At 62.0% G+C, this 12792-nt stretch carries 10 protein-coding genes; 8 read left to right on the plus strand and 2 right to left on the minus strand.

The annotated features are described in order from the left end of the window. Positions 1–218: IS30 family transposase (locus tag FSO04_RS37385; RefSeq protein ID WP_154566505.1), on the plus strand; the 218-nt coding region annotated here is incomplete at its 5' end. Between the two features lie 162 nt (positions 219–380). On the opposite strand, the gene FSO04_RS37390 is transcribed toward FSO04_RS37385, so the two are convergent. Next, positions 381–1085, minus strand: coding sequence for a ferredoxin reductase domain-containing protein (locus FSO04_RS37390; RefSeq protein ID WP_154566506.1), 705 nt, complete (start codon positions 1083–1085; stop codon positions 381–383). Positions 1086–1599: 514 nt separating this feature from the next. Between FSO04_RS37390 and FSO04_RS47900 the strand changes: the two genes are divergently transcribed. The 6 genes from FSO04_RS47900 to FSO04_RS37420 all read left to right on the plus strand — a co-directional run bounded on the left by FSO04_RS47900 (position 1600) and on the right by FSO04_RS37420 (position 10348). After that, a complete protein-coding gene (locus tag FSO04_RS47900) occupies positions 1600–2640 on the plus strand; it encodes a transposase (RefSeq protein ID WP_233465135.1) in 1041 nt (346 codons plus the stop codon). Positions 2641–3378: 738 nt separating this feature from the next. Continuing rightward, positions 3379–5079 (plus strand): sialidase family protein, encoded by a 1701-nt coding sequence (locus FSO04_RS37400; RefSeq protein ID WP_154566507.1) that lies wholly within the window; start codon positions 3379–3381, stop codon positions 5077–5079. A 657-nt stretch (positions 5080–5736) separates the two neighbouring features. Next, positions 5737–6330 (plus strand): hypothetical protein, encoded by a 594-nt coding sequence (locus FSO04_RS37405; RefSeq protein ID WP_154566508.1) that lies wholly within the window; start codon positions 5737–5739, stop codon positions 6328–6330. Between the two features lies 1 nt (position 6331). Continuing rightward, complete coding sequence (locus FSO04_RS37410; protein WP_154566509.1) at positions 6332–6997, plus strand: ABC transporter ATP-binding protein; 666 nt, start codon at positions 6332–6334, stop codon at positions 6995–6997. Next, positions 6990–7685 (plus strand): ABC transporter ATP-binding protein, encoded by a 696-nt coding sequence (locus FSO04_RS37415; RefSeq protein WP_154566510.1) that lies wholly within the window; start codon positions 6990–6992, stop codon positions 7683–7685. The genes FSO04_RS37410 and FSO04_RS37415 overlap by 8 nt, the downstream gene beginning before the upstream one ends. Further along, on the plus strand, positions 7682–10348 hold the full coding sequence (locus tag FSO04_RS37420; RefSeq protein ID WP_154566511.1) for an ABC transporter permease: 2667 nt from the start codon (positions 7682–7684) through the stop codon (positions 10346–10348). Before FSO04_RS37415 ends, FSO04_RS37420 begins: the two co-directional genes overlap by 4 nt. Before the next feature lie 435 nt (positions 10349–10783). Here FSO04_RS37420 and FSO04_RS37425 read toward each other — a convergent pair whose 3' ends face one another. Beyond that, on the minus strand, positions 10784–11617 hold the full coding sequence (locus tag FSO04_RS37425) for an NAD-dependent epimerase/dehydratase family protein (protein WP_154566512.1): 834 nt from the start codon (positions 11615–11617) through the stop codon (positions 10784–10786). Positions 11618–11796: 179 nt separating this feature from the next. On the opposite strand from FSO04_RS37425, the gene FSO04_RS37430 reads away from it, so the two are divergent. Further along, entirely contained in the window at positions 11797–12789 is a 993-nt protein-coding gene (locus FSO04_RS37430; RefSeq protein ID WP_093647241.1) for a LacI family DNA-binding transcriptional regulator, read from the plus strand. Positions 12790–12792: the final 3 nt, after the last annotated feature.

Consider the following 12792-nt stretch of genomic DNA (forward strand, 5'->3'; position numbering starts at 1 on the left):
TCTATTTTTGCGATCCTCATGCGCCATGGCAGCGCGGATCGAACGAAAACACCAATGGGCTGCTAAGACAGTACTTTCCAAAGGGAATGGATATTTCGACGTATTCGCAGTCGAAACTTAATGCGGTCGCCAGGCGACTCAACGAGCGACCAAGAAAAACACTAAACTTCCAGACACCGGCCGAACGGTTTTATCAATGTATTGCGTCGACCGGTTGAATCCAAGGTCGCCACCGGTCAGATGCGCATGACGTCAACCCACGGTTCTAGAACTGTCCAAGTGGCTCACGAGTATTCCACAGCCCCAGATAGGCGTGAGCGGGCGGGACCGACGAGCGATTGTGCATCAACTGCGGAAAGCGCGCCTCAGTTGCCGTGCCGTCACACTCCCGCCGACCATGCCTTTTGGTCGCCAAGGGCGATTTTATGAACGTTCGCCGCATACACCCATTCGCGGGCTTGGCGCTCTATGAGATCCATGAAAGCAGGGGGGCCGCTGCAGTAAATCTGTGTGTTGGCATGAGTTGGACTCATTGCGTGGGAACTCTTCTGCGCGAATAGATCATCGGACAGGCCGAAATGGTGATAGACCTCACCGTGACTTCGAAGCGCGTCAAATTCTTCTCGAAGAACTGCGCGGTCGGCCGATCGGGCGAAGTTGTGCACCTCGAACCTTTGACCCGCCGATGCAAGCCGCTTCGCGATTCCCGCGATCGATGCTGCGCCTATTCCGCCAGCAAAAAGGATAGATCGCGCACGATCGTCCAAAATTGTCGGCGGGCTTTTGGGGGTGCCGACATACACTTCGTCTCGTTCATTCAACGGAAACCTGGTTAGCAGACTATCCGTTCTGCCATCACCGTCTTGTCTCATGCCTACCACGTAACCATCGGACAGGGACGAAACACCGAGCAAAGGATAAATTCTTTGCTTGTCGCCAGCGCTATTCAGAAAGAGAGTGACCCACGACCCATCGTTAAACGGCGGAAGCGCCGATTTGGACATTGTTCGAAGTTCAACGGCATGGTACCCCTTAGCAATTTGCCATTTCCGGCCCACGATGACGGGAATCAGGTTGTCGCGCATGTCTTCTCCAATAGGACCTGCTTCACAGGTGGAACTCTAGCCGATACCGCGTACGGGATGGAGAGGGGAGCCGGGTTGTAGCGAATCCGCAGTGATGATCGGGCGTCGAAACCCGCGTGGTTAAAGGCGTTGAGCGATTAGTGCAAGGATGGTATTTCCAGAACGTACTTTTTGATTATCGATTACATCACGTTGACGATACTTGGCATAGCATAGTAAATGCACTTGGGAACGATCTGTCCATCAAGGGTGACAAGGCAATGCTGCTGCTTTCACACCGATCCATGCGCGATCGCTAATGCACACGATAAGAAACTTCAACTTTATCTTGTGGGCGGGAGAAGGCACTATAGCTTCCTGTCCGCTTTACAAGGCCTGTCGACCCGCAACGAGGCGTCACGTTCGACCACTGCAGACAGGCGAGCGAGGAATCGTTTTCGCCGTCGTCAATAGATGAAGACAGCTGTATCCTTGGCAAGGCTGCCCACGCGTCGCGCACGTCAGAGCGGATTTCATGCACAAGCTCACGACTCGGCTCTGCCGCGAGAACCCAGCGGTGGTTATCGAGGACCTGAACGTCAAAGGGATGCCGGCGAACGAACGACTTGCCGGGGCGATCTCGGATGTAGGCTTTGGGATCTTTCGCCCCTTGATGCGCCGCTACGTCGCGCTGAGGTATTTCAACATCGGAGCCGCATCGATTCGTCAAGTTCCTGACCGAGCCGCTGCTGGGAGGCAAGCCCAGATGAACGTTGCGCGTCCTCGCGGTTCGTATTGCCTGAAGGCAGCCGCCCGCTGCGCGCCGCTGGCGGCTGCCGCCGGCTTCGCCGTGGCAACCCCGTTGCCAACGCCGCCGTGCGGGACACCGCCGGTGCCGGCCTACGCGTCGCTGGGCGTGCAACCAGCAATGGCGATCCTGGGCGCCGAGGAGCTCGATGCGAGTGTGTGGCGGCCGTCCTCGTGTACCGGATGGCCTGCCGCGTCCCGCTCCCGGGTTGTCGTCGCGGTCGCAGGGCTGGTCCACGTCGCTGGCGGTCCCGAGACGCTGTTGGCACGTGCCGGGGCGGTCTCCACCCTGCGCAGCATGCGCTACTGGTCCACAACCGACAAGACGTGGCGTCCCTTGTTCCTGGATGCCGCCGCGCTGTCCGGACCCGCCGAGGGCGGGGACCGGCGGGGTGATTTCCGTCCGTCTGAACTGCAAGCCGGTCGAACCTTGTACTTCTGGGTGCGCGACAGCCGCTCCGGCCCCCTGGTGTACCGGATGCGGGTGCTGGAGCACAGCCCGCAGCGGATGGCGCTGGCCGAGGAAAATGTGTCGCCGGTCCGTGCTTTCGGACTGACACTGTTTCAGCCGGCTGCGCTGCAGACGGTGGTGTTCGCACAGCGCCAGACGAACGACGTATGGGGCCTGTATATTCTCGCGCGCATCGACCGGCAAGCCAGCAGTTTCATTGCGAGCGGGCACGAGGCCTCTACGGCGAACCGGGCGCTGGCACTGTTCCGGTACCTGGCCGGCGTCCCCACCGACGCGGAACCACCGGCTGTGCGATGACTTGGGTCGTGACGCAACAGGCCCCTCGTTGACGCCTGCTGCGGCGCTCTCGCGCGCTTTCCTGCAGTACGCGGCCGCGGGCGCGGTGTACGGTCTCACATTTCCCGGTGTTGTTCGTCTGGGTCGAAAACTGTCAGTAGCTCACAATAATCCCCGCTTGTGCGAACTCATTTTCTCCCACCGATTTTCTGACCAAGAAGTCCAGCGGCCACTCGCGGTAGAAAAGTACGGTATGACGCAGCGAACTGCGTAATCACTCTGCGAAGTCGCCTTGAAACGGCCGGGTCATGATCGATTCCGCCTGCCTGCGCAGCGTGGCAAGTGAATCCCAATAACGCAAGAGCCGCCATGCGTCCGACAGCGTGTCCGACACGCCTGTTGATCCACATATAAAGGAATCCTTCATATTGAGCGGCATTGCCCTTGCATGGGCACCGTGTTTCTGCAAGCGCATACATGGTCTGGTCGCACTCCTGCAAGCCCTATACCACGGCAATAGAGGGGCGGATGCCGCGTGATGAACCGGCATCTGTAACGAATCTTTCACACAAATGCGGCTGTCGCGACCTAGTGTGTTTCTGTAGACGTATCTCTCGGCGGGCGCCACGGACTGGTGGTTTTATGGTGGGGCCAGTCGTTTTCGCACATGGATCGACCGATCACAGTGCGAGAGTCATGGTGCCGGTGATGTACGGCCGGCTGTACCAGGGCGTTTTATTCTTTTCGCGAGGAACAAGAATGAAATCCATTTCCAGACGCCTATCCCGTTCTATTTCCCAGAGTCTCGCAGGCAGCGGCGTCATCGCGCTCGCTTGCGCGATCGGCCCAGGCGCCCAGGCGCAAACGCTTGGTTCGCTCGTCCAGGTGGCCGCGGGCGATCCATTCATCGGATGCACTGCCGACCAGGTGCACGCCCAGGAGTCCGCATTCGGGAGCATCCTTTTTCCATCCACGTCGATCGAGCCATGGTTGGCGGCCGATCCGACCACGACCAACATCAGCACGGCTCGCCTGCTCGTCGGGCACCAGCAGGACCGCTGGGACGACGGTGGCTCGCGCGGGCTCGTCGGCGTCGTCTCCACGGATGGGGGCGGCAGCTGGACCAATTCAATCCCGTCCGGCGTTACCGACTGCACGGGGGGCAAGTTCCGTCGCGCCTCTGATCCATGGGTAGACTTTGCGCAAGATGGAACGGCCTTCTTCATGTCGCTGGTGGTGGACCCCATGCAGCCGACGACTGCGTTTGGCGCACGCAATAGCGGGATGCTGGTCAGCCGCTCCGTCGACCACGGCACAACGTGGCAAGCTCCGGTTACGCTGATCCGTAACACTTCGCCGCACGTGCTCAATGACAAGAACTCGCTCACTGCCGATCCGACCGCGAACGGTAACGTCTATGCGGTGTGGGACCAGCTGAGCGTTTTCCCGCCAACCAAGGACGGCGCCCAGTTGCTCGCGGAAAACGAAGGTGTCGAAATCGCGCGCAAATTGCTTAATTCGACTGCGGGCGCATCTTCGGTGTGTGAGCCCTTCACGAAGCCGCCGTGCAAGGGCGGTGCGCCGTTCTTCAAGTTCAACTTTACCGGCCCAAGCTTTTTCTCGCGATCCCTCGACAACGGCATGACCTGGAGCACGGCCACCCCGATCTACCAGCCGGGCACGAACAAACAGACGATCGACAACAACGTGCGGGTCTTGCCCGATGGAACCCTGGTCGATTTCTTCACCGCGATCAATGTCGTGAAGCCGGGGAGTCTCAACATCGGCTATATCAAGTCCCCGGATAAGGGCGGGAGCTGGTCGGGGCCCGTATTCGCCAGCGACATTCAGGTGGTCGGAGTAGTCTCCCCGGACACCGGCCAGCCGTTACGCGACGCGGCCATTCTCTACAGTGTCGCTGTGAACCCGGTCACGGGGGCGATCTATCTCGCCTGGCAGGACGATCGCTTTGTGACAGCCATGTGCACTACGCCCACTGGAACAATCCCGATCGACGGGATCGCTTTCAGCGAGTCGGATGACTTCGGGAAAACCTGGTCATTGCCAGTGATGATCAACAAGACCCCGGCCAATGCCACGAACGCGTGCCGACAGCAGGCTTTCATCCCGGCGGTGGTCGCGTCGGGGGACGGCAAGACCGTCGTGGTGACCTACTACGACTTTCGTAACGACACGAACACACCCGCCGGCGGCGAGGGCACCGACTATTTCGCGGTCTTCTGCACTTCCGGGTGCACGAGCCCTGGCAACTGGGGCAATGAGCAGCGACTGACCACAGCCTCGTTCAACATACTGAACGCTCCGGTGGCACGTGGCCATTTCCTCGGCGATTACATGGGCTTGGCTGCTAGCGGACTCAAGACCGTGTACCCGCTATTCGGCATAGCCACCGCTCCCAACGTTACGGCCGAATACACCCGCCAGATCGCGTTGCCGTAAGCACAACGGGCGGCGACTGGAGGTCGCCGCCCGATCCTCCGGGACACGCCTTGCCTTTATTACAAAAGGTCCGACCGCATTTGAATGCCAATCAGCCGATTCAATGACCGCGCGCCAGCGCGAGCGGTTTAGTCCACTGGCCGCATTCGGCCCCACGACGAACTTCCGAACCCGGACGGGCTGGGGGCGCATGTCACAGAAGCAAGGCGCTAAGCGTTTCCTAAGGTTCGCGGACTATCGTTTGAGCTTTCAATCCTTGCGAACCAGCGTTTCTTACAGGAACAGGCCTATGGCCATCTCTTCTAAATCTCTGGGGCGCTAAGCGCCGGTCGCCGTTGCCTGTTCCAATGCGATCCGTGCATTCTGAATTAGATATGTGCTTACCCGGTCGCTCGGCGCGTCAGCCATGCGACCTGCTATCGCATCGGATGTCCAACGGAGGTTGACGGGCGCAGGATGGGTACCTCGCGGGTTTGCCTCGTATTGATCCTTGATTGGGTGCCTTACTTGAGCATGACTCAAAGACAGCGATTGCCCGATCGGAATAATTCGACAGGAGCCGTGCGCCAACGGCCCGCAGCGCGCCGCGAGCCACATTCCAGCGCATCGCGCATGGCCAACGCCCCTGACGCCGCGCGAATGTGAAGGAGGGAGACCTTGACATTGAATCCGAGCTGCCAGCGTTTACTGCGGAATTCGGCCATTGCGCTGGCTTTCGCCGCCTTGCCCTGCGCGCTGCAAGCCGCCCAGAGTGTGTTAGCTGCAACCGAGCAGGCTGCCACGCCCGAAAAGAACCCGCCGGGCGACATTCCGGACACCCAGGTCTTTGTCACCTACCGATCCCCAGCAGGTTTTTCGCTCCAGGTTCCCGAAGGCTGGGCGCGCAAGGAGCGCCGCGACGGCGCGAGGTTTGCCGATAAGTACAACATCGTCGAGATCAGCGTGGCGCCCGCCTTGACCGCGCCCACAGTATCGTCGGTTACCGCGCACGAATCCGCCGAACTCGCCAGGACCGGTCATAAGATCGGTGCAATCACAAACGTATCGCTGCGCAGCGGGCCGGCCGTGCTGATTACCTACACTTCGAATTCGGAACCGAACCCGGTCACGAACAAACGACTTCATCTTGAGAACCACCGCTATTTGATCTATAGCGGTGGCAGGCTGGCCACGCTCGACCTCTCCGCGCCGCTTGGAGCCGACAATGCCGATCAATGGAACCTCATGTCTAATTCGTTCCAATGGCGCTGATTTGCCTCGATTCGAAGCGTTCGAACTCTACCGCTTCTACCACCGCGGTGACGACGAGACCGCCGCGCTCAGGGGCGTCTCACTGCAACTGTGCGCCGGCGAACTGGTCGCGTTGCTCGGGCCCTCTGGCAGCGGCAAATCTACGCTCCTCGCGTGTCTTGCGGGACTCGAGGAACCGGACGGCGGCCATGTCGATGTGATGGGTCAGCGCCTCTCGCGCAGACCCGAAACGGTGCGTGCGGCCTTGCGGGCGCGGCACATCGGCATGCTGATGCAGTCGGGAAACCTGTTCGAGCACCTCACCGTCGAGGGCAACATGCGCTTGCAGATGTCGCTGGCTGGCAGGAAGGATCGAGACAAACTTGACACGCTGCTTGGGGTGACAGGCCTGGCCGGGCGGCGCCGCGCGTATCCGTCGCAGCTATCCGGCGGCGAAGCGGCGCGCGCCGGGCTGGCCGTGGCGCTCTCGGCCGAGCCTATGGTGCTCCTTGCGGACGAGCCGACCGCCGAAGTCGATGCGGCCACTGAAACCGTGATCCTGAGTCATCTGATCGAGCGATGTCACGGCAACAGAACCATGGCGCTGATCGCGACACACAGCGACGCTTTGGCCGCGCGCGCTGACCGCGTCCTCGTGATTCGCGATGGAAGGCTCGTCCATGCGTGACGCACTCATCGAAGCCCAATCGCTCAGCCGTATCTACCGGCACGGCGAGTCCGAGATTGTGGCGCTCGTCTCGGCCAGCTTCGTCCTCAATCGCGGCGATCGCATCGCGCTGGTGGGCCGTTCGGGGAGCGGCAAGACAACCTTGCTGCACCTGATGGCAGCGCTCGATAAGCCGACGAGTGGCGTGATCGATTGGCCCGCGCTTGGCTCCCCGGATACGCTCTTACCCGCAAAAATCTCGCTTGTGTTCCAGACGCCAAGCCTTCTTGAGCCGTTGACGGTGAACGAAAACGTGGCATTGCCGCTCCTGATGGCCGACGCGGCAGATTCCGGCGATGGTGCCGGCAGTGTCGAACGAGCCGTGGCCGCTGCGCTTGCCACATTCGGTCTCGAGGCGCTTGCGCAGAAATTGCCGGAGGAGCTTTCGGGCGGGCAGATGCAGCGCGTTGCGATGGCGCGCGCGGTAGTCGGACGACCGCTCGTCATTCTCGCCGACGAGCCTACGGGCCAGCTCGATCAGGCCGCCGCTCAGGCGTTGCTCGACGCGCTCATCGCGCATCTCGCAGGCACGCCAACGGCGCTCGTCATCGCCACGCATGATTCGGCCGTTGCAATGCGGATGGATGCGGTCTGGCGCATCGAGCGTGGCATGCTCGCGGATGCCGAAACGGCAGCGAGACGAACATGATCGGCCTATGGTTCGCGGGACTCATCAGCGAACGCCGGGGCCGGCTCGCGGGCATGGCGGCTGGTGTCGCGTTGACGGTCGCGCTAGTCGCATCGCTCGGCGCTTTCATCGCGCAGAGTACCGCTTCGATGACACAGCGCGCCACCGCGAGTCTGCCGGTCGACTGGCAGGTGCAACTGGGGCCCGCGACGACTGGCGCGCTTTCGGTCCCGCAGGCCGCAGCAGCCGTCGAAAAGGCTGCGCGCGTCACAAGACAGCAAGCTGTCGGTTATGCCGACGTCGATGGCTTCGAAGCTACAACAGGAGAAACCGTACAAACGACCGGAAAAGGCCAGGTGCTCGGTCTTGATCGCTCGTACTTTCGGGACTTTCCGGGGCAGTTCCGGCTGCTGCTGGGTACGCTGGATGGCGTTCTGATTGCGCAGCAGACGGCTGCGAATCTGCATGTGACCATCGGCGATACGGTGAGCATCCGTCATCCAGGCATGGCTGCGGCCGATGTGCGGATCGCCGGCATCGTCGATCTGCCGAATGCCGATGCGATGTTTCAGGCGATCGGCGTCGCGCCTCGCGCAGCGCCGCAAGCGCCTCCTGACAATGTGCTTCTGCTTCCGATGGACGCGTGGCACCGCCTGTTCGACGGAGAGGCCGCGGCGAGACAGGCTTCGGCGCACACTCAGCTTCACGTCGGACTCGCGCATGACGGTCTTCCGAGCGATCCTGAAGCCGCCTTTGCACAGGTGCAGGGCGCTGCGAAAAACCTCGAGACGCGCGTGGCGGGCAGTGCGCTCGTGGCGGACAATCTTGCTGCGCGGCTCGACGGCGTGCGCAGCGACGCGCTGTACGCAAAGGTCCTGCTTCTGTTTCTGGGCACACCCGGCGCGCTCCTCGGCGCATTCCTGACGATTGCCGTCGTTGCATCAGGTTCGGGACGGCGGCGGCGAGATCAGGCGCTGCTGCGAATCCGTGGCGCGTCGCGCGCCCAGATCATGAAGCTGGTGGCAGTCGAGGCGATGTGCGTTGGCGTCGGGGGGGCGCTTGCTGGGTTGGTCCTTGCCGCCTTGTTGTCGCGTTTGTTTCTCGGTGCCGGCTATTTCGGGGCTTCGTCGATGGGCTGGATCGCCTGCGCGGCCATATCGGGTGTCGTGCTGGCGAATGCGGTGATTCTCGTGACAGCCTGGATAGATGCAGGTACGACGTCCGTCGCGAGCGCGCGCCGGATGACGAGTTCCGCACGTCCGCGCCTCTGGCAGAGGGTCTACTTCGATCTCGTTCTTCTCGCACTGTCGGCCATCATCTTCTGGCGGACATGGAGCACAGGGTATCAGGTTGTGTTGGCTCCCGAGGGCACGCCGTCATCGTCAATCGATTACGTCGCCTTTCTGGCGCCCGTACTGGCCTGGGCAGGATGTGGCCTGCTGACCATCAGGCTGTGCCTCGCGGGATTGCTGCGCGGCCGCGACGCGCTTACCCGTTGCCTTCGTCCGCTGACGAATTCGCTAGCCGGCGTGGCCGCTGCAGCGATGAGCCGGCAACGCTATCGAATGACGCAGGGCATCGCGCTCGTCGCCTTGGCGTTTGCGTTTGCGACCTCCACGGCTGTGTTCGACGCAACCTACAACGCGCAGGCGCGCGTGGACGCGGAACTCACGAATGGCGCGGACGTGACGGTGACTGGGACTTCCCAGGCGCCCGCGTCAGCGAGATTCAAGGACCTTGCTGCGTTGCGTGGAGTCAGCGCGGCCCAGCCGATGCAACACCGTTTCGCTTACGTCGGCACGGACCTGCAAGACCTGTATGGCGTCGACGCCCGCCACATCGGACAAGCGACGCGCATGGCCGACGCTTATTTTGAAGGCGGCAATGCACAAAGATCGCTCGACGCGCTGGCGCAACATCCGAACGGCATCCTCGTGTCCGAGGAGACCGCGAACGACTATCAATTGCACCCAGGCGACGAGATCAACCTTCGCCTTCAGAACGCAAGCGACCATCAATATCACGTGGTGCCGTTTCGTTTTGTTGGCGTCGTGCGCGAATTCCCAACTGCGCCGCGTGACTCGTTCCTCGTCGCGAACGCCAGCTACATCGCGCAGCAAACCGGCACGAGCGCGGCGGAAATCGTTTTGCTGAAGACAACCGTGCCGCCGGGGCAGGTTGCAGCAGCAGCGCGCGCGGCAGTTGCGCCGCTCGGCGCAGCCAAGGTCAGCGACATCGGGCAGGCCGAGCACGTGATCACTTCAAGCCTGACGGCCGTCGATTTGCGCGGCCTGACGCAACTCGAACTGGGTGCGGCAGCGCTCATGGTCGCGGGCGCAACGGGACTCATCATTGCACTGGGTTTCGCCGACCGGCGGCGCACGTTCGCGATCCTGTCCGCGCTCGGTGCCAGGCCGCGTCAGCTTGGTGCGTTTTTGTGGAGCGAGGCGCTCGTGCTCCTATACGGCGGGGCGACCATCGGAACGCTGACGGGGTTTGCGCTGGCGTGGATGCTGGTCAAGCTGCTGACCGGTGTGTTCGATCCTCCGCCCGAACGGCTCAGCGTGCCCTGGTTCTTTCTGGCTTTCCTGGTCGGCGTGGCGGCGCTGTCGGTTGTGATTGCCGTGATCGCCGCATTTCGCGAGACACGCGTGCCCGCTGTCCAGCGCATGCGCGAGTTGTGACGCGAGCGACGCCTGCATGCTCGACGGCTCGCGTTGTCGCGGCCCCATCACGATCCGCTTTGCCCCGTAGCGCCTGACGCGCGAGGGAAATGCGTGAGGATCGGTGACTCGTAGCTATTGTTCGGCCGAAGCGGTCGTTGGCAGAACCACGAATCAGTGCCTTGGCGAACGTCCGCTACCAAGGTAGTCGAGCGCCCCTTCTCGGCCATGAAGCGACATTCGTATCGAATTGTCGAACGTCGGTTCACAGGTGCTAAAGCAGCCATTGCGGTTTCCGACTCGCTTCAATCCCCGAGCTTCATCCGCACCTTGCGGCCGATGCGTCCTTGTACCCGCGTCGTCGCCGCGACCGATCGGATGAATCCATACTGGCTCCCTTTACGCGCGGTAACCTGATTTCTGTATCAAGCTCGTCAAGTACGGGCGAGCGCTGCTTCACTGCTTCGGCTCCATTGGCTGGCCAAGCACGAATGGGCCGCCCTGGAAGCGTTGTGCGGGATCGTCGCGCGAGTCGCTCGGTGCGGTCGCGGGGAAACGTTCCGCGAACTGCGCAGCGCTGTCGCGCGGGTTGAACCCGAGGAAGCTGGCTTTCGTGTTGTCCCACCACTTGACCGGATTGTTCGACGCGCCGTACACGACCACGTGCCCGACGCAATGCGTGAACAACGAGCAGCGCACCAGTTCAATAAAGTCGCGATAGCTCAGATACGTGACGAGCATGCGCGGGTTCTTCGGCTCTTCGAACGACGAGCCGATTCGCAGGCACACCGTCTCGATGCCGAAACGATCGTAGTAATAGCGCGAAAGCGCCTCGCCGAAGCACTTCGTCACGCCGTAGAGACTGTCCGGGCGCTGCGGCGCGTCGGCGTCGAGCACTTGGGTGACCGGATGAAAACCGATCGCATGATTGGAGCTCGCGAACACGACGCGCTTCACGCCGTGCTTGCGCGCTGCCTCATACACGTTGTATGTGCCGGCAATGTTCGCTCCGAGCAGATCCTCGAACGGGGCGTCGACGGAGATACCGCCGAGATGCACGATCGCGTCGACGCCCTCGACAAGTTGCATCACCGCCGGCCGGTCCGCCAGATCGACGACGCTCGTTTCCTCGTGCGGCGCAGGTTCGCCGAGCTTCGCGATGTCGCTCACGCGCACGACATCGGCCCAATTGGCGAGCGCGCCGCGCAGCTGGCGGCCCAGGTTGCCGGCGGCGCCGGTAAGAAGCAGGCGCCGGAACGGCTTGAACGACGGTACGACTGTTTGGTTCATAAAAAACTCCTGGAAAATGACTGGTGGAAAACGTTTTCTAAACGAGCGCGACGGAGGAGATTCAGCATCAATTGCCGGGTACGCGGCTATCAGACGGCGATTACGCCAAATGGCATTCGCCCGCCTGACCGCGCTTTCTGCGACAATCGGTAAACAGAAGAGAAAACGTTACCTTTTGCATGAAAAAACTTTCCCCAACTATTCGCGACGTCGCTGCAGCTGCCGGCGTGTCGGTCGCCACGGTGTCGAAGTACATGAACGGTGCGCAGCGCTTCTCCGCACCGGTCGAGGCGCGCCTGAAGGCTGCGATCGAGGAACTCGGCTACCGCTCGAATCCGCTTGCGCGATCGATGATCACCGGCCGCTCCCGCACCATTGGGCTGACCATTCTTGACATCAGCAATCCGCACTTCACGAACGTCGTGAAAGGCGCCAACCGCGTCGCGCTGCGGCACGACTACACGCTGCTGCTCGTCGACACCGACGAAAACCAGGCGCGTGAGCGCCCGCTGATCGAAGCGCTCGCGCAGCGGGTCGACGGCCTGATCGTCAGTTCGCGGATGCCCGACAATGACGCGCAGTGGTTGCTTGATCTCGGCAAGCCAGTCGTGCTGTTGAGACGTAGCGATGTGCTGCAGATCCCGAGCGTCGGCATCGACAACCGGCTCGCAACCTACATGCTCGCGCGGCATCTGCTCAACCTCGGGCATCGTCACATCGCCTACCTCGGTTTTGGGAAGGCACGCATCAACGACGAGCGCATTCGCGGCGCGCGCGAGTGTCTGGAGGAAGCCGGCCTCACGCTCGACGTGTACGACGCTCACGCGCCGACGGCGCATGCAGGCGAGGACGCGTGCTCGCGCGTGATGCTCGGTCCGCGCAGGCCGCAGGCGGTGATCTGCTACAACGACCTGATCGCGCTCGGCTTCATGAAAGAGGCGGCGTCGCTCGGCATCAGGGTGCCGCAGGAGCTCTCGGTGACTGGCGTCGACAACGTCCCGTATGGCGAGTACGCAGCGCCTGCGCTCACGACCGTCGATATTCAGAGCGAGAAGATGGGCGAGCTCGCGATGCAAAAGCTCATCGACGCGCTCGCGGGCCATGCGGAGGCTGGGCATTCGACGTTCGAGCCGAGGCTCATCGTCCGTGAGTCGACAGCGGCCCGCGGCTGACGC

Source organism: Paraburkholderia madseniana (genome assembly GCF_009690905.1).
Taxonomy (GTDB): domain Bacteria; phylum Pseudomonadota; class Gammaproteobacteria; order Burkholderiales; family Burkholderiaceae; genus Paraburkholderia; species Paraburkholderia madseniana.